Source organism: Micromonospora sp. WMMD737 (assembly GCF_049179055.1).
Classification (GTDB): Bacteria; Actinomycetota; Actinomycetes; order Mycobacteriales; family Micromonosporaceae; genus Micromonospora; species Micromonospora reichwaldensis.
Genome location: NZ_JBMHMH010000001.1, coordinates 2,029,721 through 2,053,624 on the forward strand (window position 1 = coordinate 2,029,721; position 23,904 = coordinate 2,053,624).

The window sequence follows — 23,904 nt, forward strand, 5'->3', positions numbered from 1 at the left end:
GGCGCTCAGCCCTTCGTCATCGCGACGGTGCGCAGGTCGAACAGGCCGAGGTTGGTCCACGGCAGCTGCTCGGCCCCGACGACCTTCGGGGAGGCGATGGTGGCGCTGGTGAGGTTGCAGAGCGGGATGAACCACGCCTCGGTGAACAGCCGCTGCCACAGCTGGTGGTACTGCGTGGCGCGCTCCCCGACGCTGGAGCGGGGGTCGGCGGCCCTGGTCGCGATCGGGGCGATGGCCCCAGGGTCGGTGGCGAGCTTGTAGTTGCCGGTGAGGTAGTTGTCCACCGTGCCCGCCGGGTCGAGGCGCGGGTTGAAGGTGTTGGACACCTCCAGCTCGAAGTCGCCGGCGATGAAGCGGGCCTCGGTCTCGGAGTTCGGCGTCGGGTTGAGCTTCGCGTCGATGCCGGCCTGGGCCATGGCGGCCTGGATGGCGGTGGCGGGCTGCTCGGTGTTGGTGCCGGCGGAGAAGCTGATCGACACCTTGGCTCCGCCGGCCTCGGCGATCAGCGCCTTGGCCCTGGCCAGGTCGAACTCGTACGGGTAGGTCGCCGCCGGGTCCGCCCACGGGCTGTCCGGGTAGATGCTGCGGGTGGGCGTGCAGGTGTCGGCGAAGAGGGCGCGGATGGCGGCCGGGTCGACCGAGCGCGCGATGGCCTCCCGGACCCGCTTGTCCTTGAGGTCGCCCATGTCGGCGCGCAGCAGGATGCCGAGGACGTTGCGGAACGGGCGGGTGGTGACCTTGAGCTGGCCGGCCTCGCCGAGCTGGCGGGCCTGGACGACCTCGTTGGCCGAGGAGACGAAGCTGAGGTCGGTCTGACCGCTGATGACGCCGTTGAGGCGGGTCGCGCCCTCGGGGACGCGGGTGATCTCCATCCCGGCGAGGCGCCCGGCGTTCGGGTCCCAGTAGGTGCCTTCGGCGCGCTTGACGACGTACTTCTCGTTGGGCACGAACTCCGTGGCGACGTACGGGCCCGAGCCGGCGTTGCCGGGGGCGCGCTTGAGGTCGACGCCGTCGGCGATCGCCTTGGGCGAGACCATCATGCCGGCGGCGGTGGCCAGGGCCGAGGGGAGCACCGCGCCGGTGCCCGGCGTGAGGTTGAGGCGCACGGTGTGCGCGTCGACGACGGTGACGCCGGTGATGGCGGCGAGGTCCTGCTTGATGGTGCTCGTCGGCAGCGTCTGGCCGCGCTCGATGTTGACCTTGACGGCGGTCGCGTCGAAGGGCGTCCCGTCATGGAAGGAGACGTCGTCGCGCAGGGCGAGTTCGAGGTAGGAGCCGTCCTTGGCGTAGGTCCACGAGGTCGCCAGGCCGGGGACGATCCCGTCCCTGGCGTCGACCATGGTGAGCCGGTCGTAGATCAGCGTGAGGTAGGGGTAACCGCCGGGGGCCGGCTGGGCCGGGTCGAGGTTCTGGAAAGGGGACGAGGCCGTGACCCGCAGGACGGCGTCGGGGTCGATCTCCCCCGTGCCGGCGCCGGTGACGCCGGGGTCGCTGGTCGGAGTGCCGGAGCAGGCTCCGAGGGCGAGGGCGGCGAGCAGGCTGGTGGCGACGGCGAGGCGTCGGCGGTACGGGAGGCGGGACAAGGTGCTCCTTCCTGACCTGCGGCCCGAGCCGGGAGCGGCTCCGCGGCCGGTGCCCGGATGCCCGGGTGCCTGGGGCGCGCGGCCGGGGTGCCGGCGGGTCGTTCGGCAGTGGCCGTACGGGCGCGGTGGTCACGGTGGGTGGTGGTTGGCGTCGGCGGCGTGCTGCCCGCCTGGAGCTGCTCGGCGCGCGGCGCCCCCGCGAACCAACCAAGCGCTCGATTGGGACGGTAGGGGCAGGCTGCGGGCGCGTCAATGGGCCGACGCCCGCCGCGACCGACAACGGGACGCCACCTCGAGCCATCGGGACGACGGCGGGGCGCAAGTGTTGCCAGCGCGCCACCGGGTCGCTACAGTGCGATCAAGCAAGCGCTTGGTTGCCCTGACCGGCCGAAGGAGTCCGCCCGGTGGAAGCCACCCTCGCCACGGCACAGCCCCGCGATGCCGGCATCGACGCCGTCGCCTCGGCCACCCGCCGGCTCGTCGACGCGATCACCCGCGCGGGCGGGGCCATCGACGCCGAGGCCGACCGGATCGTGGCCGACCTCGACGGGCTCACCGCCCGGATCGACGCCCACGCCCCGGACCTCTCCGAGCGGATCGCGACGATGTGGCGCCAGCCCGGCCCGGGCCGCTTCGACCCCGCCGGCGGCACCGAGAACCCGCTGTCGCCGCCGGTGAGCCTCTGGGTCGAGCCGGACGGCTCGCTGCGCGGCGAGGTCACCCTGCGGCTGGCCTTCCAGGGCCCGCCGGGGCACGTGCACGGCGGCACCTCGGCCATGCTCATGGACCACGCCCTCGGCATCGCCAACGCCCGCGCCGGGTACGCCGCGGTGACCGTCGGGCTCGACGTCTCCTTCCGCGCGGCCATCCCGATCGGCTCGACGATCACGATCCTGGCCCGGCACGACGGGCGTGACGGGCGCAAGGTACGCAGCTCCGGCGAGCTGCGCGTCGGGGACCTCACGTGCGTCACGGCCGCGGGCACCTTCGTGCTCATGGACGACCCGTCGACGCGCGACAGGTTCCGACGAGACGCGAGGGAGCAGGGATGAGCACGAGTCCCGACCCGACCAGCGCCGCACCCGGTCCGCTCGCCGGCCGCGGAGCGCTCGTCATCGGCGGGGGCGGTGGCTTCGGCCGCGCCATCGCCGCCGCGCTGGCCGCCGACGGGGCCACAGTGACGATCATGGGGCGCACCGGGGCGACGCTGCGGGCGGCGGCCACGACGATCGCCGCAGCCGTTCCCGGGGCGCCGCCGGTACGGCTCAGCGTCGGCGACTCCGCCCTGGACCGGGACGTGGCCGCCGCCGTGCGCGCCGCCGACGAGACCCCGTTGGCAGCCGTCGTCACGACCGTCGGCGGCGGCACCTTCCGTCCCGTGCTCGCCCTCGACGCCGACACCCTCGAACACGACTTCCGGCGCAACGTCACGACGGCGCTGCACGCGATCCGGTACGGCGGACAGGCCCTGGCCGCGCGCGGTGGGGGCGCGATCGTGTGCACCTCGTCGAGCGCGGGCGGGCACTCCTTCCCGTTCATGCCGTCGTACTCGGTGAGCAAGGCCGCGCTCGAGGCGCTCGTCCGGGTCGCCGCCGACGAGCTCGGCCACCTCGCGGTACGGGTCAACGTCGTGCGCCCCGGCATCGTGGCCACCGACGGGAGGAACCCGGGCCTGCTGCTGGCCGACCCCGAGCTGGCCGCCGCGACCGTCGCCGAGAAGCCCCTGGCGCGGGTCGGGCGCGCCGAGGACGTCGCCGCCGCGGTCCGTTTCCTGTGCGGTCCCGAGTCCTCGTGGGTCACCGGCGCGTGCCTGCCGGTCGAGGGCGGTGCGCACCTGCGCCGCGCGCCCCGGCTGGAGAAGCTCGCCCGGATCGTCAGCGGCGACGAGGTCGTCGACGCCGCCCTGGCGGGCCGCGTCCCGTGACGGCGGCACAGGTGCCCGCCACCCGGATGGAGCTGGCCACGACACTGCCGGCCACGACCGCGCTGCGCGAGGTGCCCACGGTCGTGGCGCGCGTCGAACGGCTCGGCTTCGACACCGTGCACGTCCCCGAGACGACGCACGACTCCCTGGCGGTCGCCCTGCTCGCGGCCGAGCACACCAGCCGGATCACCGTGCGTACCAGCATGACGCTGGCCTTCCCCCGCAGCCCGATGGTGACCGCGTACGCCGCGTGGGACCTCGCGCGGTTCTCCGAGGGTCGCTTCCAGCTCGGGCTGGCCACCCAGGTACGCGGCAACATCGTCGGCCGCTTCTCGGTGCCGTGGGACCGGCCGGCCGAGAACCTGCGCGACTACCTCGCCTCGATCCGGGCGATCTTCGCCGCGTTCACGGCGAACGGGCCGCTGGAGCACGAGGGCAGCCACTACCGCTTCACCCGGCTCCAGCCCTACTTCAACCCCGGCCCGCTGCCGACCGCGGCCCCGGCGCTCTACACCGGCGGGGTCAACCGGCGGGTCTGCGAGGTGGCCGGCGAACTCGCCGACGGCTTCGTCACCCACGCGACGAACTCGCATCCGAGTCACCTGCGCACGGTCGTGCTCCCCGCGCTGCGCGCCGGGGCCGCGCGGGCCGGACGCGCCGGGATCCCGCGGGTCGTCGTCGTGTCCAAGTCGATCACCGGTCCGACGCCGGCCGCACTCGCCGCGAGCCGCGACTCCGCCCGCCAGGAGCTGGCGTTCCTCTTCTCCACCCCGGCCTACCGCACGACCCTGGACCGGCTCGGCCTGGGCCGGGTCGGCGAACGGCTCGCCGGGATGGCCGCCTCCGGGCGCTGGGCGGGGCTCGCCGACACCCTCGACGACGAGACCCTGGCCACGCTCATCCCGCACGGCACCTACGCCGAACTGCCGGGCGTGCTCGGGCAGGCCTACGGCGGGCTCGCCGACGGGCTCGGGCTCGGGCTGCCGCTCGACCCGGCGGACGACGAGGACTTCGGCGCGCTGCTCGAACGCCTCCGGCACATCCCGACGAGCGCCACGACCGGCGCCCCGCCCGCGACCGGCGGCCCCAGCGACACGGCCACCGGCGCGACGTGCGGCGGCGCCGGATCGGAGAACCTGCCATGACCGCACGCGTCGGCCTGCTCACCCCGGTCGTCGTCCAGCACCCCCGCACCGCAGCCGCCTGGGAGCGGGACGTCCTGGCCGGCCCCGACGTCGGCGGTACGCTGCTGGCCATCGCCCGCGCCGCCGACGACCTGGGCTACCACCACCTGACGTGCAGCGAGCACGTCGCGGTGCCCGCCCCGATCGCCGCCGAGCGGGGCGGGACCTACTTCGACCCCGTGGCCACGCTGTCGTTCCTCGCCTCGGCGACGCGCCGCGTCCGGCTCGCGACGAACGTCGTCGTCATCGGCTACCACCACCCGCTGGCCCTCGCCAAGACCTACGGCACCCTCGACCTGCTCAGCGGCGGGCGCGTCGTCCTCGGCGTCGGGGTCGGCAGCCTCGAAGAGGAGTTCGACCTGCTCGGCGCCGAGTTCGCCGGGCGCGGCGCGGTCGCGGACGAGGCGATCGCGGCCCTGCGCGCCGCGTGGGGCAGGGCCGTGCCGCACCACGAGGGGCCCCGGTTCACGTTCACCGACTTCGTCGTCGAACCGCACGCGCCGCGCACCACGGTGCCGCTGTGGTTCGGCGGGCGCACCCGCCGCTCGCTGCGCCGCGCCGTCGCGTACGGCACCGGGTGGGCGCCGTTCGGCCTCGGGCCGCAGGACCTGACCCGGCTGTGGAACTCCGTGGAGCGCCCGGACGACTTCGACCTCGTGCTGCAGATCCCGCCGCTGGACCCGCTCGGGGACCCGGACGGCGCCCGCGAGCACCTGCGCACGGCCGATGCCGTCGGAGCGACCGCGGTCAACGCGAGCCTCGTGGCCACCTCGGCGGCCCACCACCTCGCGCAGATGGCCGCGCTGCGCGAACTCACCCCGGAACGCTTCGAGACGACCGCGGCCACGACCTGACCGGCCACCGGCCGGATCGGCCCGCGAGGAGCCCACTCGGAAGGAACCCACCATGACCGACTCGCAGCCCGACCGGCTCGCCCGACTCGAAGCACGCCTCGAACAGGCCGAACGGCGCCTCGCCGCCGCCGAGGACCAGCTCGCCCTGTGGCGGATCGTCGCCGGCTACGGCCCCGCCGTGGACAGCGGCTCAGCCGAGGTCACCGCCCGGATGTGGACCGAGGAGGGCGTGTACGACACCTACCCGGTCGTGCTCGACGGCCGGGACGCGCTGCGCGCCATGGTGACCGGCGAGCGGCACCAGGCCCTGATCCACTCTGGCGCCGCCCACCTCATGGGCCTGCCGCACATCGTCGTCGACGGCGACCGGGCCGTCGTGACGAACTACTCGCAGCTCGTGCTCCACACTCCCGACGAGGACGGCTACCGGATCTGGCGCACCGGCTCCAACCGGTGGGAGTTCACCCGCACCGACGAGGGCTGGAAGGTGACCCACCGCTGGAACCGCCAGCTCGACGGCACCGACGAGGGCCGCGACATCCTCGCCCGCGCCGTCGAGTCCGAGGCCTGAGCCCGTACGCCTCGGCCGCAGCGCCCCGGCCCGGGACCCCCCGCGTGGGGTCCGGCAGACCCGGTCAGGCCTCGTTGGGCATGTTCGACCAGCCCTTGCGGTCGACCCGTGCGTACCAGCCCGAGGCGGCCAGGGTCCCGCCGTCGACGGGGATGGTGTGCCCGGTGACGAAGCGGGCGTCGTCGCTGGCGAGGAACTCGACGACGGCGGCGTAGTCGTCGGGCTCGCCGAAGCGCCCGACGGGGATCCACGTGCGGACGAGCTCCGGGTCGCGTCCGCGCAGCATCGCCGCGGCCGGCGTCTGGGGCGTGTCGGCGAGGTCGGGCGCGATCGCGTTGACCCGCACCCCGTGGCCGGCGACCTCGACGGCGAGGCTCCTGGTGAAGGCGCTGACCCCGGCGTTGTAGGCGGAGTACGGGGCGCACGCCGGGATGCCCCGGAATGCCTCGACCGTCGAGTTGTTGACGATGGCGCCACGGCCCCGCTCGACCATGCCGGGCAGCAGCGCGTGGGTCATCGCGAGCACGTGCCACAGGTTGACCTCGTAGAGCGCCTGCCACTGCTGCGGGGTGGAGTGCAGGAAGGTCCTTGAGGCCGGGCGGAAGTCGCCGACGTTGTTGACGAGCACGTCGACCCGCCCCGAGTCGAGGGCCGACGCGGCGGCGACCGCGGCGGCGACACCGTCGGCGGTGCGTACGTCGGCGAGGACGACCTCGACCTCGCCGCCGGCGCCACGGATGTCGGCGGCGGTGTCGACGGCGGCCTCCCCGTCGATGTCGACGAGGACGACGCGGGCACCCGCGGCGGCGAGCCGGCGGGAGATGCCGCCGCCGATCCCGAGGGCGCCGCCGGTGACGACCGCGATCTGGTCCGCGAGCCTGTGGGTGGCGCTCATCCGCCGGTCCCTTCCCCGTCGCTCCTGGTCGCCGGGACGCGGTGGCGTTCAATCCAGTCGATGGTCACCGCGCGGCGCGTGAAGGCCCATCCGTCGTCGGTGCGTGCGTACTCGTCGTCGTAGTGCAGGAACCAGACCAGGTCGGAGGGCCCTTCGCGACCGGGCAGCAGGTGGTGGGCCGTGCCGCGGACCCGGCCACGGGCCCCGGTCGACGTCGGCAGGTAGCGGGCCCCGGCCACGACGTGGGTCGTCGCCAGGGTGCCGGCGAGTGCCCCGAGCGCGGCCACGACGGCGGGGCGGCCGACGTGGGACACGTGGGGGTCGAGGTGCGCCGGCGGATCGGGGACGACGAGGACGCCGTCGGGGACGAAGAGCGCGCCGACCGCGGCGGCGTCCCGGTCGTCGGCGGCCGCCGCATACGTCTCGGAGAGTAGGCGCAGCGCGGCGAGGTCGGCCGCGTCGAGGCCGGTCACGACCTGGGAGCGGTCGCCGCGCGCACGACCTCGACGAGCTCGGCGGCGGCACGCTCGCAGTCCCCGCGGGTGTAGCCGAGCAGGGCGGTCTCGGCCGGATCCGGTTCGTAGGCGAGGACGTTGCCCCGGCCCTGGACGATCATCGAGTCGGGCATGAAGGGGTGCGGCTCGTCGCGCTCGGCGATGGTGCGGTTGCCCCCGGCCGCGTCGACGAGCAGCTGGAAGAACTGCGCGAACGTGAGGTTGGCGTCACCGACGAGGTACGCCGCGCCCGCCGTGCCGCGGTCGAGCGCGCCGCCGATCGCCTCGGCCAGGGACCGGGCCGACAGGTAGTTCGTGCCGCCGGCCGGTGCGTGGTCGGGAATCTGCGGCTCGTTGCCGGCGGCCCAGGACACCATGCGGCGGTAGCGCTTGGCCGTGATGCCGGGGATGGCACCGATGATCGAGGGTGGGTTGAGGGTGCAGACCGTGAAGGAGGTGTCAGCCAGCGCCCGGGCTCCCTCGTCGGCGTCGCGGCGGGCGGCGACGTAGGCGTGGGAGTCGGCCAGGTCGGGTCGCAGGTGGTGGTAGTAGCTGCCGACCTGGACGAAGCGGGAGACACCCGCGCTCTTGGCGAGCGCCGCGAAGGCCGGCACTCCCCCGCTCTGGGTCTCCTTCCAGAACTGGGTCTCGTCCACGTCGCGGGGCAGATGGCGTACGTCCTGGCCCGCGGCGAAGACGACCGCGTCGAAGGGGGCCAGGTCCTTTCGGGTGAAGGTCTGGCGGGTGTAGTCCCCGACCAGGACAGGCAGGTCGGCGACGGGCGAGTCCGCGTCGACCGTCCCCCGGGCGGCGACGGTGACGTCGTCTCCCCTGTCCCGCAGGTGGAGGGCGGTGTGGGCCCCGATCATGCCGGTTCCACCGACGACGAGCACCTTCATCGTGAGGTCTCCTTGCGTAGTGAGGCGACTCCCGGCGCGCGTCTGGGAGCCCGCATGACAGCCGAGCTTACCAACCAAGCGATAGGTTGGTTAGGGTGAGAGTTCGCTCGACTTGACATCGGCAGCAGGGCAACCGTCCAACGCCGAAGTGCGGGCGCTCAGGCGACGGCCGGTGTGACCGCCGATGCCCTGAAGGTGCGGGACGGTGTCTGCGCTGTTTCGGCGTAGGTTCACCGGGTGACCGTGTACGACATCGCCGCCAAACTGCCGTCCATCGAGGTGCTGCGGGACCGCTGTAAGGCACTCGCCGTGCTGGAGTGCATCGTCGACGGTGGGGAGCCCTACTACGCCTACACCCGCGCCTGGGGTGACGACGAGGCGGCACTGATGAGCAACGGCAGCGGCGACGAGTGGGCGGTCGTGTTCACCGCCGACGGCGCGTTCATTCGCGCGCTCGACCACGAGTCGGCGATGACGCCGTACCGCGATCCGGACCACGAGCTATGGCCCGGACTGCTCGACGGCATCCCGGCGGTGTTCCGTCCGCAGATCGAGGAACCAGCGTTCGGCGACGAGGAGGGACAGTTCCTCGCCACCGCTGTGATCTGGCGACTCTCCGACGACGACCGCTGGCACGCCGGCGAGGGCATCACGTTCCCCCCGGCCCGCGGACCGAACGACACCGACCCGGACGGCTCTGGCCGGCTCGGAATCCTGCTCGACGACATCGTCGACCGGTACGTCACGTTCGCCGAGGACCACTACGAGATCGAGGTGGACCCGACGGCGATCGAGCACGTCGTCGCGCACCGCCCGATCACTGACGTCGTCGTGCAGGCTTTGAACCCGCAAGCAACCGTTGCCGGGCTGCACGAGGACATCGCCGCGATTGGATACCCGATCGCGGGAGCGTGACGTCAGGCCCACACCTGGATCGCCTCGGCAGCACGTGGGTCACCCATCGGCTGTGCCGCATCTGGTCGCCCGTCGATTCCTGGAACTATCTGATGCCGTCGAGCAGTTCGTCCCAGAGGCTCTCCGCAGCCTGGCGAACCTCTGGGTTGAGGTTGCGGTGCACAATCCACTTCGCATCACCCAAGCGCACGCCGGTCGCGTCTGCAACGGCCTTGATTGCAGAGATCGGGGAATCGGTGCGCCGAAGCAACTCCTTGGCCACCTGATCCCCGTCGGCGCCGGATGCCAGCATCGTCCGTGCCATCTCCGTCAGGAGTCGGATCCGCTCCGCCCTCTCCGCCCTATCGGTCACGAAGGGAGCGTATCGCCGGACCGTTCCGGTGCCTGCGTTGCTCTCCGTACTGCGACCGTCTCTGGTGGGGTAGGGGGTCGCGTGCTCAGCGGCAGATCCGGATGGCCGCCGAGTTGGCAATTACCCGAACTTCGTCCATTGCCCTTCAGAAATCACTTCGACGGAGCCGTCGACGACCTTGATGGCCGTCTGTTCGTCGATGGCGTAGGCCGGGACGCCGATGTCGGCCGCCCACCGCTCGGCGTCGGCCAGGGTGTTCGTGGGAAAGAGGTCCAGGTGCGGGAAGATCGAGAAGTCGACGACTCCCAAAGCTCGGTCGTCCGGCGCCGATGGCCATTCGACGAAGTACGACCCGATCCGGGGTGTCATGACCATGCTTCCCGCGCTCACCCCCACCCAGACGGTGTCGGGCAGCGAGGGCAGCAGTTCAGCCAGCCCGGACTCTCGCATCCAGTGACACAGGTACGTCGCGTCGCCACCGTCGACCAGCAGCACGTCGGTCTCCCGGACCCAGGGAATCCACCGCTCTGCGCCGATACTGGGCAGCGCCGTGAGTTCGAGGACCCCGAGCGAAGCCCAGCCCAGGCCGGACAGGTGCCGCCGACCGGAAGCGGGGTCGGCGGCCACGAAGCCCTGCACCGATGCCGGTCCGCACATCGGGTGACCCCACTGTGCTGTCGGGACGCAGAGGGCCCGGCACTCGGAGACCGGCTTACCGAGAAGCTGTACGAGCGCCGAGTGGATGCTCGGGTTCGTCACACCGCCGGACGTGAGCAGGAGCTTCAAGGTACCTCCAAAGTCGTGAGTGACCTCGGCGTCTGGCCACGCGGCCGGTGGGCGTGGGAGAGACGGTGGCTGTCGGGAGAATCGGTAGTCGAACGCGCTCGATGGTCAGGCAGACCGGACCGGGACACATCGTAGGCCGAACGCCTGTCTCCGGACGCCCGTCGGATTGCTGCGCGAATACCGCATCCGGTCCTACCTCGCACAGCGCATGCTCCTGACCGATGCGCGTCGGAGGTCCTGTCGCGACGACCGCTCATCGGCTACTTGCTGGTCACCCTGAGATTCGCCGGCTTCGCCGTCGAGGACGACGCGGGCGACCGGTGGACGCTCGCGATCGACCCGGCCCGGCCGCCGGCGGCGCGGGCACACCCGGTGCGGGTGGTGACGGCGTGAGCGGGCACAGCGGACGGATCATCAGGCGCGGCGAAGGGAAGCATGAAGCGGAACCGTCGGGGTGGTCGGCGCCGGCACGATGGGGCTCGGCATCGCCCAGTGCCTGGCTCAGGGCGGTCACGACGTGGTCGTGGCAGACCCGGCGCTCGGGTCGGCGACCGGGGTGGCGGCGGCGGTGGAACGGCTGCGTACCGGGCTGCGGCAGGCCCGGCTGCTGGCCCCGCAGCGCGCGGGCGAGCCGGTGGCCCGGGTGGTCGAGCGGATCAGCTGGACCGACCGGACCGCCGCGCTCGACCGGGCCGGGTACGTGGTCGAGTGCGCACCGGAACGCATCCCGCTCAAGGAACGGATCTTCGGCGAGCTGGACGCCGCCTGTCCACCGACGACGGTGCTCGCGTCGGTCACCTCCGCCGTCCCCATCGACCGGCTCGCCGCCAGCACCCGCCGGCCGGACCGGGGGGTCGGGACGCACTTCATGAACCCGGCGCCCCTGAGGGACAGCGTCGAGGTGGTGCGGGCGCCACGGACCAGCGCGGACACCCTCCAGCGCACCCTCGACCTGCTCGCCACGATCGGCAAGACCGGCATCGTGGTCGCCGACGGACCGGGCGCACACGGCGGGAGTTGGTGGACGCAGGCCGGTACGGGCGCAAGAGCGGCAGCGGTTTCCACACCTACCCGCAGCCGGCCGCGACCGCCGCCACCTGACCACCGCCGACCACCGCGCCCAGCACCCGCACGGCTGCCCGGGTCAGCCTGGGGTGAGGACGCAGAACTCGTTGCCTTCCGGGTCGGCGAGGACCGTCCACGGGACATCGCGGTCCAGGTCGACGGCGGTGGCGCCGAGATTCCGCAGTCTGGCCGCCTCGGCCTCCAGGTCGTCACCCGGGTACGGGCGGACGTCGAGGTGGACGCGGTTCCACCCGGTCTTCACGTCGGGCGTACGGATGAACTCCAGGTACGGGCCGACGCCCTTGGCGGAGCGCAGCACCGCCCTGCGGTCGGTCACCTCGTGCACGGCCCAGTCCATCGCCTCGCCCCAGAAACGGGCCATGGCTCGCGGATCCGCGCAGTCGACCACCACCGCGGCGATCGGTCCGGTGTCGCAGTGGAGCGGTCGGGGGTCCAGCACACAGAACTCGTTGCCCTCCGGGTCGGCCATGACCGTCCACGGGACGTCGCCCTGGCCGACGTCGGCGGGTGTCGCGCCGAGTTCCCTGAGGTGCGCGACCACTTCCGCCTGGTGGGCCGCCGAGGTGGTGGCGAGGTCGACGTGCACGCGGTTCTTCACCGTCTTGGGTTCCGGGGAGACGATGAGGTCGATGCAGACCGCGACGGGGTCGGGGTAGACGAAGCCCTCGGGTTCGAGGTTGGTCACGCCGGGCCCCTCGCTGGAGACTCCCCAGCCGAGCGCCTCCGCCCAGAAGCCGCCAAGCGCGGAGTCGTCCCGGGCCTTCATGTTGATCTGCACGAGCCGCGTCGCCACGTCGGCAATGCTAGATCCCGTCGAGTGCCGGCTGGCGCACACCTCCTAGAGCGTCCTAGGACAATGGTTTCCCGGCGAAGTCCCGGGCCGGTCAGGAGCGCCGGCGGGCGTTGAGCCGGGCGGCCTGGCGCGTCAGGTGATCCCGTTCGGCGAGGTTGGGCGCCTTCCGGGCCGCTTCGGCGTACAGCCGTGCCGCCGTCGCCAGGTCACCGTCGCGCTCGTGGAGGTACGCCGCCACCGCCGCGTGGCGGGGCAGCGAGTCGTCCAGCGCCGCGAGCGCCGCCAGGCCGGCGCGCGGTCCGTCGGCCTCGCCGACGGCCACCGCGCGGTTGAGCCGGACGACCGGGCTGTCGGTCAGGCGCACGAGCTCGTCGTACCACTCGACGATCTGCACCCAGTCGGTCTCCCCGGCGGTGGGCGCGTCGGCGTGCAGCGCCGCGACGGCTGCCTGGGCCTGGAACTCGCCCAGCCGGTCGCGGGCGAGGGCGGCCTGGAGGATCTCGACGCCCTCGGCGATCGACGTGGTGTCCCACCGGCCGCGGTCCTGCTCGGCGAGCGGCACCAGGCTGCCGTCGGGCGCGGTCCGCGCGGCGCGCCGGGCGTGGTGCAACAGCATGAGGGCGAGCAGCCCCGCCACCTCGGGGTGGTCGATCGCGGCCGCGAGCTGCCGGGTGAGCCGGATGGCCTCGGCGGCGAGGTCGACATCGCCGGAGTAGCCCTCGTTGAAGACCAGGTACAGGACGCGCAGTACGGTCGCGACGTCGCCGGGCTGGTTGAACCGCACGCCGGAGACGGTGCGCTTGGCCCGGCTGATGCGTTGCGCCATGGTCGCCTCGGGCACCAGGTACGCCTGGGCGATCTGGCGGGTGGTCAACCCGCCGACGGCACGCAGCGTGAGCGCGACCGCCGACGCCGGCGTCAGCGACGGGTGGGCGCACAGGAAGTAGAGCTGGAGCGTGTCGTCCACGGTGGGCGTGGGCCCGGGCGCGGGCTCCTCGTCGACAAGGTCCTCCCGCCGACGGCGGGCGGCGTCCGCCCGGGTCGCGTCGAGGAACCGACGCCAGGCCACGGTGACCAGCCAGGCCTTCGCATCGCGCGGCGGGTCGGCCGGCCAGGTGCGCACCGCCTCGACCAGCGCATCCTGTACGGCGTCCTCGGCCGCCGCGAAGTCGGCTCCGCGGCGGACGAGGACCCCGAGCACGCCGGGCGTGAGGCTCCGGAGCAGGGTCTCCTGCATCAGGTCACTCCGTGATGGTGGGCGGCGCGGTCAGGAACGGGCGCAGCTCGAGCCACTCGTGGATCGGCTTCCCGCCCGCCCCGGGAGCGGCCGAGAGCTCCCCGGCCAGCTCGACGGCGCGCTCGTAGCTGTCGACGTCGATCACCATCCAGCCGGCGATCAGGTCCTTGGTCTCGGCGAACGGGCCGTCGGTGACCGGCGGGCGCCCCTCACCGTCGTACCGGACGAACGTCCCCTCGGGGGCGAGCGCCTGACCGTCGACGAACTCGCCGGTCCCCTCGAGCCGGGTCGCGAAGTCCTGCATGTACTGCACGTGTGCCGAGATCTCCTCCGGCGTCCACTGGTCCATGGGTACGTCGTTGACCCCGGCCGGTGCGCCCCGGTAGTGCTTGAGCAGCAGGTACTTGGCCATCGTGTTTCCCCTCTCGGTGCGGGTGCGAACCCATTCTGATCGCGTCCACCACGGGGACGGAGCCGCTCCCGGGCTCTCGACATCGCCGTCCGGATATTCCTGGTCGATCTCGTACCGGTCCCGTCGGAGGAGTCTTGCGCGGGCGTCACGCGGAAACTATGTTATCGATAACATCGATGTTTCCCCATGGCTTGTCTGGACGGTCGCGCGGCCGTTCCGACCGCCGCGCCCGTGGCACGCACCCACCCGTCCCGCACCTCTCCCCCGAGGTCACGCCCGCTCCGGCGACGGCGTGCCGGCGGGCCCTTCGGCCGGCCGGACCGCTCGCCGACGGCTGGCCCGTTCCGACTCGGCCGTCCCACGACCAGGAAGAACCGCGACGTAAGGGCTTTCGCGGCGCCGGCCCGCCAACCGCCGCTCCCCCCGCCACCATCGAGAAAGGCCACCCGCATGGCCCTGACCCGACGAGCCTTCACCCTCGGTGCGGTCGCCACCGGCGCGTCCACCGCCGCCGGCCTGACGCTCGCCCCCCGGGCGGCCTCGGCTGCGACCTACACCGGCTACGTGATGACCTACTTCACCGAGTCGCCGAACTTCGTCGGGGCGGACTACGGCCTGCATCTCGCCGTCAGCCGCGACGGCCTGAACTGGACCCCGCTCAACCAGAACAACCCGGTGGTCACCCCGACGGCCGGCCAACTGGGGCTTCGCGACCCGTTCATCTTCCGCAAGCAGGACGGCACGTTCATCGTGATCGCCACCGACCTGCGCGGCACGGACTTCGGCGTCATCAGCCAGTACCTGCACGTGTGGGACTCGACGAACCTGACGAGCTTCACCGGGTACCGGCGGCTGCGGATGCACACCTACGACGCGCATACCTGGGCGCCGACGGTCTTCTGGGACGCCAACCGCGGGCAGTACGGCATCGTCTATTCCTGCAACACCAGCAGCGGGGACGTCTTCCTGGTCAACCACACGTCCGACTTCCACTCGGTCGGCTCCCCGCAGGTCCTCTTCAGCCCCGGATTCGGCGTCCTGGACGGCGACATCGTGGTCGACGGGGGCGTCACGTACCTGTACTACAAGAACCTCGCCAACGGGAACCTGTACGGCGCCCGCTCGTCGACCGGCGCCCCGAACAGCTTCACCACCTACACCGGCGGCCTGCGGCAGGGCGACGCGATGGAGGCCCCGTTGCTGGTCAAGCGCAACGACGGCAACGGCTGGTACCTGTGGGGCGACTCCTTCGCCCCGGTGAACGCCGACTACTACGCCTGGTCCAGCGGCAACATCACCGCCAACGCGTGGACCACGCTGAACCAGCGCGACTACACCCCGCCGCTGAACGGCAAGCACGGCTCGATCCTCGGCATCACCGAGGCCGAGTACGCCGGCGCGATCAGCCGGTGGGGCACCCCGAACTGGGTCCGGCTGAAGTCCGCCAACTTCCCGGACCGGTTCGTGCGGCACCTCGACAACGTCGGGCGTCTCGACGCGTACCCCTTCGATCCGTACCAGGACCAGCTGTGGCGGCTGGTGCCCGGCCTGGCCGACCCCGCCGGGGTGTCGTTCGAGTCGGTGAACCGTCCCGGCAACTTCCTGCGCCACAGCGGCTACGCGATCCGGCTCGAACCGAACAACGACACCGCCACGTTCCGCGCCGACGCGACGTTCCACCGCACGCCGGGCCTGGCCGACTCCTCGTGGACGTCGTTGCGCTCCCACAACTTCCCGGACCGCTACCTCCGGCACTCCGGCTACCTGCTGCGCATCGACCCGCTGAGCGCCTCCTCCAGCGTCACCGACCGGCAGGACGCCACCTTCCGGATCACGCCGTAGCACCCCGACCGCCGCACCCGGAGGCCCCGATGCCCACTCCCTTCCTCAACCGTCGACTCCTGCTCAGGTCCGCCGGCGTGGTCGCCGTCGCCAGCACCGGCGGGTCCGCCCTCGGCGCCGTCGCCGGCGGCGGCGCGGCCCACGCCGCCCTGCCCCCGGCCCGGCCCGACATCGGCGTCTCCGCCCACGCGTTCGAGCCCGGCCAGGTCCGGCTGTCCGCGAGCCGCTGGCAGGAGAACCAGAGCCGGACGCTCAGCTACCTGCGGTTCGTCGACGTCGACCGGCTGCTCTACAACTTCCGCGTCAACCACCGCCTCTCCACGGCCGGCGCCGCGCCGACCGGCGGCTGGGACGCCCCGACGTTCCCGTTCCGCACCCACGTGCAGGGGCACTTCCTGACCGCCTGGGCCCACGCCTGGGCGGTGCTCGGGGACACCACCTGCCGGGACAAGGCGAACCGTATGGTGGCGGAGCTGGCGAAGTGCCAGGCCAACAACGCGGCCGCCGGCTTCACCGCCGGATACCTGTCCGGCTTCCCGGAGTCCGACTTCACCGCGCTGGAGGCGCGCACGCTGAGCAACGGCAACGTGCCGTACTACTGCGTCCACAAGACGCTCGCCGGGCTGCTCGACGTCTGGCGCCTCGTCGGCAACACCCAGGCCCGCGACGTGCTGCTGGCGCTCGCCGGCTGGGTCGACTGGCGCACCGCCCGGCTCACCACCGCCCAGACGCAGGCCATGCTGGGCACCGAGTTCGGCGGCATGAACGCGGTCCTGACCGACCTGTACCAGCAGACCGGCACCGCCCGGTGGCTCACCGCCGCCCAGCGGTTCGACCACACCGCCGTGTTCAACCCCCTCGCCGCCAACTCCGACCAGCTCAACGGGCTGCACGCCAACACGCAGGTGCCGAAGTGGATCGGCGCGGCCCGGGAGTTCAAGGCCACCGGCACCACCCGGTACCGGGACATCGCCAGCAACGCCTGGAACATCACCGTCGACGCGCACAGCTACGTGATCGGCGGCAACAGCCAGGCCGAGCACTTCCGCGCCCCGAACGCCATCGCCGGGTACCTGCGCACCGACACCTGCGAGGCGTGCAACACCTACAACATGCTGAAGCTGACGCGGGAGCTGTGGCTGCTGGACCCGAACCGGGCCGCCTACTTCGACTTCTACGAGCGGGCGCTGCTCAACCACATGATCGGCCAGCAGAACCCGGCCGACGACCACGGCCACGTCACCTACTTCACGCCGCTGAACCCGGGCGGCCGGCGCGGGGTCGGTCCGGCGTGGGGCGGGGGCACCTGGAGCACGGACTACGGCTCGTTCTGGTGCTGCCAGGGCACCGGTCTGGAAACCAACACCACGCTGGCGGACTCCATCTACTTCCACGACGGCACCACGTTGACGGTGAACCTGTTCATGCCATCGGTGCTCACCTGGACGCAGCGCGGGATCACGGTCACCCAGAGCACCTCGTACCCGGTCAGCGACACCACCACCCTGACCGTCACCGGCCCAGCCGGCGGAGCGTGGACGATGCGGATCCGGATCCCCGGATGGACCCGCGGTGCCAGCGTCAGCGTCAACGGCACGCCGCAGAACATCGCCACGACCCCCGGCAGCTACGCCAGCCTCACCCGCCCCTGGGCCTCCGGCGACGTGGTCACGATCCGGCTGCCGATGCGGGTCGTCATGTCGGCCGCCAACGACAACGCCGCGGTGCAGGCGATCACGTACGGTCCGGTGGTGCTGTCCGGCAACTACGGCAACACCGCCCTGAGCGGGCTGCCCGCGCTGAACACCGGCTCGATCACGCGGACCAGCACCAGCGCCCTCGCGTTCACCGCCGTCGCCAACGGCGCCCCGGTCGCCCTCGGGCCGTTCCACGACGCGCACGGGCACAACTACACCGTCTACTGGAGCGTTGCCGGCAACGGCGGCGGCGACGCGAGCTTCCGCCTGGTCAACGCGGCCAGCGGCCTGGTGCTCGGCATCCGGGACATGTCCACCGCCGACGGCGGCCCCGCCCTCCAGTGGGGCGACACCGGCACCGCCGACCACGACTGGCAGCTCCTGCCCGGCGGGTCGACGGTCCGGCTGCGCAATGTCCACAGCGGCAAGGTGCTCGGCGTGGAGAACATGTCCACGGCCGACGACGCCCGCATCGTCCAGTGGGCCGACAACGGCACCGCCGACCACGACTGGACGCCCGTCGACGTGGGCGACGGCACGCACAAGCTACGCAACGCGCACACCGGCAAGCTGCTCGCCATCTCCGGCGCCGCCACCACCCAGGGCGCCCAGGCGGTGCAGGACCAGGACAACGGCAGCCCGGACAACCAGTGGCGGTTCGTGCCCAACGGCGCCCGCCGGATCCAGAACCTCGCCAGCGGGCTCGTGCTCGGTGTACGGGACATGTCCACCGCCGACGGCGGCCTCGTCATCCAGTGGGGCGACACCGGCACCGCCGACCACCTGTGGACCGCGATCGTGGACACCGGCGGCTACCTGCGGCTGCGCAACTCGCACAGCGGCAAGGTGCTCGGGGTCGAGGGCGGTGCCAGCGCTGCCGGCGCCCGGATCGTGCAGTGGGCCGACAACGGCGCGAACGACCACCGGTGGCGGCTGCGGTACGGCGGCAACGGCTACTTCCGCGTCCAGTGCGCCAACGGCGGCCGGGTCCTCGGCGTGAGCGGCGGCTCCGGCAGCCAGGGCGCGCAGATCGTCCTCGGCACCGACAGTGGGGCCGCCGACCAGCGTTGGCGGTTCGTCTGAACCGCGTCGCGGGGACCTCCACCCGGTCCTAACGGCGCGGTGGCGCTCCGACGCTGCGACGGGCAACCAGACTCGGTGCGACCGTCTGCCGCAGCGGGCCGGCGACCTGCGACGACTCGATCTGGGCGAGCAGCAGGTCCAGGCTTGCTCGGGCGACCGCGGCGAAGTCGGGCCGCACGGTGGTCAGCGGCGGGATGAAGTACGCCGCCTCCGGCACGTCGTCGAAGCCGACCACGCTGATGTCGTCCGGCACCCGCAGGCCGTGCTCGTGCAGCGCCCGCAGGACGCCCAGCGCCAGGTGGTCGTTGGCGGTGAACACCGCGGTGACCTCCGGTATCCGGGCGAGCATCTGCCCGCACCGGTAGCCTGCCGCCGCGGACCAGTCCGCCGGGATCAACGGCGGCGCCTCGGCACCGGCCGACCGCAGGGCCTCCCGCCACCCCTCGATCCGGCCCGCGCTGTCGAACCAGTCCGGCGGGCCGGACACGTGCCAGACCGTCCGGTGCCCGGCGTCGAGGAGGTGCTGCGTGGCGGCCCGGGCACCGGCGACCTGGTCGACCGTCACCAGCGGGATCGGCCGCCGCGGGTCGCCGTCGACGGTGACCAGCGGAACGTCCTTCGGGAGCCGTTCGAGCGCCTCCCCCGCCGACTCGACGGGCGCGATCACCACGATGCCGGCGACCCGGTGCGCGAGGTGCCGCTCCACCGCCGCCGAGATCGACTGGTGGTCGAGGTCGCTGACGCTGCCGACGCTGACCGCGAAGCCCGCCTCGGCGGCCGCCTGTTCCAGTGCGGTCAGCAGCGAGGCCGGGCCGAAGAGGGTGGTGTTCTGCGCGACCACGCCGATCACCTGGGACCGGCCGGTGACCAGCGCCCGCGCCGCGCGGTTGGGCCGGTAGCCGAGTTCGGCGATGGCCGCCTGGACCCGCAGCCGGGTCTGCTCGCGTACGTTGGGGTGCCCGTTGAGGACCCGGGACACCGTCTGGTGCGAGACGCCGGCGAGGCGAGCCACGTCCGTCATCGCGGGACTGCGCACGGCCACCTCACTCCCCCGCCTGCCCGTCGACGATCGCACACGTCGGCGTCGACGGGAGCGGCCATCGTGTTGCTGCCTCCGCCACGGCGACGTGTGCCGGGTGACCGGTGGAAACGCCGACAGTCTACGCCAGCGGTCCCGTCGGCCAGGGTACGGCTGAGCCGGCACACCAGACGGGACTACCGGCGGCGCGCGCCCCGGGGCGGGGGCGGTTTCCGATGGTTCCCCGCACCCCGCCCCGGAGCATTCGCCGTACGATCCTCAGGCTCTCGTACGCCTGGGAACGGTGGCCGGTGTCATGGTGTCGTCAGGGTGAACCGGCGCACCGTCACCTGGCCGCCCAACGACTGGGTGGCGTAGTTGAAGATGCCGAACCGGTATCCCATGAAGAACTGCCAGGCGTTGTTGAGCGTCAGGGCGTTGCCCAGCGGGACGAACGTGACCCCGTCGGTGCTGTACGAGAACCTCGCCTGGCGCCCCGAGCCGGGCCGGATGTCGGCGTTGGCGCGCAACCAGATCCGCCCGCCGGACACCGGTGCGCTGGCGATCTCGGTGCCGGTGCCGGTGGTGTTCCAGTTGTCGGTACCCATGCTCAGGCCGTTGGTCATGACCACCCAGGTGGCCCCGTTGTCGCGCTTGACGCCGATCCACGCGGAGGTGTCGCGCAGCATCGCCAGCCCGGTCCGGTCGCCGTCGCGCATCGTGGAGTAGTCCAGTTCGATGGTGCCCGTCGAGGTCGGACCCTGGATGCGGTGGGTCACCGTGTTGCGCGCCCGGTAGAGGTCGTTGGTCACCGTCGCGGTCTGCAGGCGCAGCCCGTTGTTCACCGACCACCGGCTGTTGTCCGGGTTGTGGTTCCACTCGTACTGGACGCCGAGGGTGGTGCCGGGGAAGGTGTCGGTCCCGGTGAGCGGCTTGACCGGACGCGACGGCAGCGGGTTGGGGTAGTTGACGCCCCAGGCGCCGTTGACCGTCTGCACCTGGGGCCAGCCGTCGCTGGTCCAGGTGATGGGGGCCAGCGTCGGCATCCGGCCACCGGGGTACGCGTCGGTGAACGCCATGTAGTACCAGGCGCCGTTCTGGGTCTGCACCAGTCCGCCCTGGTGCGGCACCCCGCCGCCGGAGATCGGGCCCGGCATGTTGAGCAGCACCTGTCGCTGCTCGTACGGGCCGAACGGGCCGTTTGTCGACTTCAGCACGTACTGGCCGTTGGCCGGGCGGGTGAGCCAGATGTAGTAGGCGCCGTTGCGCTTGTAGAAGCGCGCTCCCTCCAGCGTGCCGATACTCGACGGTGTCTGGTACACCTGCTGGGCCCGCACCTGGGTGCGTCCGTCCGACGACAGTTGGGCCACGCTGATCGTGCCGTTGCCGTACGCGACGTACATGGTGTCGTTGTCGTCGATCAGCATTCCGGCGTCGTAGTAGCAGTTGGGGATGGTGGTGTGGCGGCTCCACGTGCCGTCGACGGCGGACGCGGTGTAGATGTGCGTCTGGGCGAAGTCGATGCAGCCGGCCCAGTAGAAGGTGCGGTTGCTCGGCCGGTAGTTCAGCGTGGAGGCCCAGATGCCGTCGACGTACCCGTGGCCGCCGTTGGCCATGTCGTACTTCGTGCCGAAGTCCAGCCGGGGCACCGAGTGCCCGGCGAACTCCCAGTTCACCAGGTCCCACGACCGCAGCACGGGGGCGCCGGGCGAGTAGTGCATGGTGGAGGCCGACATGTAGTAGACGTCGCCGACCCGGATGATGTCGACGTCGGCGAAGTCCTGCCAGACGACCGGATTGGTGAAGGTGCCGCCGGGATTGCCGCTGTCGCCGACCCGGACCAGCTGCCACTGCTGGTGGCTGCCGTTGAAGTCGTCGTACTGCACGATGTTGCCGCCGTCGGCGGTGGAGGCGTTCTGGACCTCGACCACCTTGTTCGAGTTCCGGTTGATCAACCGCACGTACCCGTCGGCTGAGTCCACCAGCCGGAACTGCTGGTTCGTCCCGTTGCCGTCGCTCCACTGCACGATGCTGGCGCCGTTGGCCGTGGAGAAGTTGTAGACGTCGAGCACCTTGCCCGAGTGGCGGGACTTCAACCGGTAGTACCCGCCGCCGGAGTCGACGAACTGCCACTGCTGCCCGTTGCCGTTGTTGCGCGACCACTGCGTGATCCGCGCCCCGTCGTTCGTGGCCCCGTTGTACAGGTCCAGCACCTTGCCGCTGTTGCGGTTCACCAACACGTACCACGCGTTGGTGTCCACCGCCGCCGCCGAAGCCGGTCCCGGAGACACCGCGACGAGCCCGCTCGCCGCGAGCACCGCGACCACCGCGGCCGAGACCCGCGACAGCCAACCACGCCGTCGGGGCACAGCCCGCGAGGGCCCACCGATGGCAACCATGATCCTCCTTCGAGAGCGTTGACAGGAACGTCATCCGTCGGGGAGCGCGACCCGGGCACCTGCGGCCACCGCGGCGATCGTTCGTCTCAGATGTGATCGTTCACAGGCGCGCCGCCGTCATGACGCGCAGAGTCGCACGACCCCGGCAAGGAGGTCTTCGGCCGGGAAGCACTTGGAGGCCGATCGCCCCATCCATTGACTGTGAGCGATAACATGACGTTCGTCAAGACGGCACGCACGAGGCGGGACAGCGACCGGAACGCCGACGGGTGGCCCTCCCGGCACGGGAGGACCACCCGGTATCACCGACGGAATCGACCGGCGGGCCAGGTCACGGGCGCGCTGGTGGCTGCCCTCCTGCGCTGGTCAGAACCCCCGGGCGAGGCGGTAGTAGGCCTGGTTCCAGCGGATCTCGTCGGCGAAGCGGCGTGGCTCGGTGTGCTCGTCGATGACGACCAGCTCGGTGCGTACCATCTCGGCCAGGTCGTGCAGCTCCTCCACGCCCACCGCCTGGGACAGCACGGTGTGGTGCGGGGCGCCGGCGGTGATCCAGGCCTCCGCCGAGCCGGCCAGGTGCGGGCGGGGCCGCCACACGGCCCGGGCGACCGGCAGCCGGCGCAGCGGGTGCGGCGGCGCCACCACGTCGACCTCGTTGGCCACCAGGCGGAAGCGCTCCCCCATGTCCGCGAGGCCGAGCACCACCGCCGGGCCGGGCGCGGCGTCGAACACCAGCCGGACCGGGTCCTCGCGGCCGCCGATGCTCAGCGGGTGAACCTCGACCTTCGGGGTGTCACCGGCGATCGTCGGGCAGACCTCGAGCATGTGGGCGCCGAGTACCAGCTCGTTCCCGGGCGTCAGGTCGTAGGTGTAGTCCTCCATGAAGGACGTCCCACCCTCGACCCCGACCGCCATCGACTTGAGCGAGTGCACCAGCACCGAGGTCTTCCAGTCGCCCTCACCGCCGAAGCCGTAGCCGTCGGCCATGAGTCGCTGCACGGCGATGCCGGGCAGTTGGCGCAGACCGCCGAGGTCCTCGAAGTTCGTGGTGAAGGCCCGGAAGCCGCCCTCGTCGAGGAACGCGCGCAGGCCCAGTTCGAGGCGTGCGGCGTAGCGCAGCGAGTCGTGGCGCGCCCCGCCGGGCCGCAGCTGCGGGTCGACCCGGAAGGTGTCGTCGTACTCCTTGACCAGGTCGTCGATCTGCGCGTCGGCCACCTGGTCGACGACCGCGACGAGGTCGTTGACGCCGTAGGTGTTGACCGAGACACCGAAGCGCAGCTCCGCCTCGACCTTGTCGCCCTCGGTCACGGCGACGTCGCGCATGTTGTCGCCGAAGCGGGCCAGCCGCAGCGACCGCATCGCCGAGTAGCCGAGCGCGGCCCGGGCCCACGCGCCGACCCGGGCGGTCACCCGGGGGTCGCTGACGTGCCCGGCGACGGTCTTGCGGGCGACGCCGAGCCGGGTCTGGATGAAGCCGAACTCGCGGTCGCCGTGCGCGGCCTGGTTCAGGTTCATGAAGTCCATGTCGATCTCGTCCCAGGGCAGCAGGACGTTGGCCTGGGTGTGCAGGTGCAGCAGCGGCGTCCGCAGGGCGTCCAGGCCGGCGATCCACATCTTGGCCGGCGAGAAGGTGTGCATCCAGGCGATCACCCCGACCACACCCTGCGCGGCGGCGTCCCGACAGGCCTTGAGGATGTCGGCGCTGGAGGTCAGGACCGGCTTCCAGACCACCCGGACGGGGATCCCCGGCGCGTCGTCGAGCTGCGCGGCGATCTGCCGGGACTGCTCGGCGACCTGCCGGAGGGTGTCCTCGCCGTACAGGCCCTGACTTCCGGTGAGGAACCAGACCTCGGGTTGGGGGTGCGTTGCCATGCAGTTGCCTT

The 23,904-nt window shown here is 72.1% G+C and carries 21 protein-coding genes and 1 pseudogene; 10 read left to right on the forward strand and 12 right to left on the reverse strand.

All coding sequences use genetic code 11. The features are described 5' to 3' along the window. Positions 1–5: 5 nt before the first annotated feature. The gene (locus ACN27A_RS07895; RefSeq protein ID WP_421450853.1) at positions 6–1,583 is read right to left on the reverse strand and encodes an ABC transporter substrate-binding protein; all 1,578 of its coding nucleotides are present in this window, start codon (positions 1,581–1,583) and stop codon (positions 6–8) included. A 404-nt stretch (positions 1,584–1,987) separates the two neighbouring features. Between ACN27A_RS07895 and ACN27A_RS07900 the strand changes: the two genes are divergently transcribed. Genes ACN27A_RS07900 through ACN27A_RS07920 form a run of 5 tightly spaced genes read left to right on the forward strand, consistent with a single transcriptional unit; the run spans position 1,988 to position 6,116 of the window. Further along, positions 1,988–2,635, forward strand: a complete 648-nt coding sequence (locus tag ACN27A_RS07900; RefSeq protein WP_421450856.1) for a PaaI family thioesterase — start codon at positions 1,988–1,990, stop codon at positions 2,633–2,635. Further along, positions 2,632–3,507 (forward strand): SDR family NAD(P)-dependent oxidoreductase, encoded by an 876-nt coding sequence (locus ACN27A_RS07905; RefSeq protein WP_421450858.1) that lies wholly within the window; start codon positions 2,632–2,634, stop codon positions 3,505–3,507. Before ACN27A_RS07900 ends, ACN27A_RS07905 begins: the two co-directional genes overlap by 4 nt. Next, on the forward strand, positions 3,504–4,652 hold the full coding sequence (locus tag ACN27A_RS07910) for a TIGR03617 family F420-dependent LLM class oxidoreductase (protein WP_421450861.1): 1,149 nt from the start codon (positions 3,504–3,506) through the stop codon (positions 4,650–4,652). The genes ACN27A_RS07905 and ACN27A_RS07910 overlap by 4 nt, the downstream gene beginning before the upstream one ends. Continuing rightward, positions 4,649–5,545 carry a TIGR03619 family F420-dependent LLM class oxidoreductase gene (locus ACN27A_RS07915; protein WP_421450864.1) on the forward strand — a complete coding sequence of 299 codons (897 nt, stop codon included), beginning with the start codon at positions 4,649–4,651 and terminating at the stop codon, positions 5,543–5,545. Before ACN27A_RS07910 ends, ACN27A_RS07915 begins: the two co-directional genes overlap by 4 nt. Positions 5,546–5,597: 52 nt before the next feature. Then, positions 5,598–6,116, forward strand: coding sequence for a nuclear transport factor 2 family protein (locus ACN27A_RS07920; protein ID WP_421450866.1), 519 nt, complete (start codon positions 5,598–5,600; stop codon positions 6,114–6,116). Positions 6,117–6,180: 64 nt separating this feature from the next. Here the strand turns inward: ACN27A_RS07920 and ACN27A_RS07925 are convergent, their stop codons facing one another. The 3 genes from ACN27A_RS07925 to ACN27A_RS07935 are packed head-to-tail and all read right to left on the reverse strand — an operon-like array spanning position 6,181 to position 8,404. Beyond that, a complete protein-coding gene (locus tag ACN27A_RS07925) occupies positions 6,181–7,011 on the reverse strand; it encodes an SDR family NAD(P)-dependent oxidoreductase (protein WP_421450868.1) in 831 nt (276 codons plus the stop codon). Continuing rightward, a complete protein-coding gene (locus ACN27A_RS07930) occupies positions 7,008–7,484 on the reverse strand; it encodes a nuclear transport factor 2 family protein (RefSeq protein ID WP_421450871.1) in 477 nt (158 codons plus the stop codon). The genes ACN27A_RS07925 and ACN27A_RS07930 overlap by 4 nt, the downstream gene beginning before the upstream one ends. After that, positions 7,481–8,404 carry an NAD-dependent epimerase/dehydratase family protein gene (locus ACN27A_RS07935; protein ID WP_421450874.1) on the reverse strand — a complete coding sequence of 308 codons (924 nt, stop codon included), beginning with the start codon at positions 8,402–8,404 and terminating at the stop codon, positions 7,481–7,483. The genes ACN27A_RS07930 and ACN27A_RS07935 overlap by 4 nt, the downstream gene beginning before the upstream one ends. A gap of 237 nt (positions 8,405–8,641) precedes the next feature. Here ACN27A_RS07935 and ACN27A_RS07940 point away from each other — a divergent pair, with 237 nt between their 5' ends. Continuing rightward, positions 8,642–9,319 carry a hypothetical protein gene (locus tag ACN27A_RS07940; RefSeq protein WP_421450876.1) on the forward strand — a complete coding sequence of 226 codons (678 nt, stop codon included), beginning with the start codon at positions 8,642–8,644 and terminating at the stop codon, positions 9,317–9,319. Positions 9,320–9,404: 85 nt separating this feature from the next. On the opposite strand, the gene ACN27A_RS07945 is transcribed toward ACN27A_RS07940, so the two are convergent. Further along, on the reverse strand, positions 9,405–9,671 hold the full coding sequence (locus tag ACN27A_RS07945) for a hypothetical protein (RefSeq protein ID WP_421450877.1): 267 nt from the start codon (positions 9,669–9,671) through the stop codon (positions 9,405–9,407). 120 nt (positions 9,672–9,791) lie between these two features. Continuing rightward, positions 9,792–10,457 carry a Type 1 glutamine amidotransferase-like domain-containing protein gene (locus tag ACN27A_RS07950; RefSeq protein WP_421450880.1) on the reverse strand — a complete coding sequence of 222 codons (666 nt, stop codon included), beginning with the start codon at positions 10,455–10,457 and terminating at the stop codon, positions 9,792–9,794. A 264-nt stretch (positions 10,458–10,721) separates the two neighbouring features. On the opposite strand from ACN27A_RS07950, the gene ACN27A_RS07955 reads away from it, so the two are divergent. Beyond that, a complete protein-coding gene (locus tag ACN27A_RS07955) occupies positions 10,722–10,850 on the forward strand; it encodes a hypothetical protein (RefSeq protein ID WP_421450883.1) in 129 nt (42 codons plus the stop codon). A 79-nt stretch (positions 10,851–10,929) separates the two neighbouring features. Then, positions 10,930–11,391 (forward strand): annotated as a pseudogene (locus ACN27A_RS07960) (3-hydroxyacyl-CoA dehydrogenase family protein); the annotation flags it as partial. A gap of 210 nt (positions 11,392–11,601) precedes the next feature. On the opposite strand, the gene ACN27A_RS07965 reads toward ACN27A_RS07960, so the two are convergent. The 3 genes from ACN27A_RS07965 to ACN27A_RS07975 all read right to left on the reverse strand — a co-directional run bounded on the left by ACN27A_RS07965 (position 11,602) and on the right by ACN27A_RS07975 (position 13,985). Further along, on the reverse strand, positions 11,602–12,336 hold the full coding sequence (locus ACN27A_RS07965; protein WP_421450886.1) for a VOC family protein: 735 nt from the start codon (positions 12,334–12,336) through the stop codon (positions 11,602–11,604). Between the two features lie 91 nt (positions 12,337–12,427). Further along, the gene (locus tag ACN27A_RS07970) at positions 12,428–13,573 is read right to left on the reverse strand and encodes an RNA polymerase sigma factor (RefSeq protein ID WP_421450889.1); all 1,146 of its coding nucleotides are present in this window, start codon (positions 13,571–13,573) and stop codon (positions 12,428–12,430) included. 4 nt (positions 13,574–13,577) lie between these two features. Beyond that, entirely contained in the window at positions 13,578–13,985 is a 408-nt protein-coding gene (locus ACN27A_RS07975) for a YciI family protein (RefSeq protein ID WP_151452857.1), read from the reverse strand. A gap of 450 nt (positions 13,986–14,435) precedes the next feature. Between ACN27A_RS07975 and ACN27A_RS07980 the strand changes: the two genes are divergently transcribed. Further along, a complete protein-coding gene (locus ACN27A_RS07980; protein ID WP_421450892.1) occupies positions 14,436–15,827 on the forward strand; it encodes a glycoside hydrolase family 43 protein in 1,392 nt (463 codons plus the stop codon). A gap of 29 nt (positions 15,828–15,856) precedes the next feature. Then, positions 15,857–18,607 carry a beta-L-arabinofuranosidase domain-containing protein gene (locus ACN27A_RS07985; protein ID WP_421450894.1) on the forward strand — a complete coding sequence of 917 codons (2,751 nt, stop codon included), beginning with the start codon at positions 15,857–15,859 and terminating at the stop codon, positions 18,605–18,607. Between the two features lie 28 nt (positions 18,608–18,635). Here ACN27A_RS07985 and ACN27A_RS07990 read toward each other — a convergent pair whose 3' ends face one another. The 3 genes from ACN27A_RS07990 to araA form a co-directional block, all read right to left on the reverse strand. Next, complete coding sequence (locus tag ACN27A_RS07990; RefSeq protein WP_421450897.1) at positions 18,636–19,628, reverse strand: LacI family DNA-binding transcriptional regulator; 993 nt, start codon at positions 19,626–19,628, stop codon at positions 18,636–18,638. Between the two features lie 311 nt (positions 19,629–19,939). Beyond that, positions 19,940–22,024 carry an RICIN domain-containing protein gene (locus tag ACN27A_RS07995; RefSeq protein ID WP_421450899.1) on the reverse strand — a complete coding sequence of 695 codons (2,085 nt, stop codon included), beginning with the start codon at positions 22,022–22,024 and terminating at the stop codon, positions 19,940–19,942. Positions 22,025–22,390: 366 nt separating this feature from the next. Next, on the reverse strand, positions 22,391–23,893 hold the full coding sequence (gene araA, locus ACN27A_RS08000; RefSeq protein ID WP_421450902.1) for an L-arabinose isomerase: 1,503 nt from the start codon (positions 23,891–23,893) through the stop codon (positions 22,391–22,393). Between the last annotated feature and the right edge of the window lie 11 nt (positions 23,894–23,904).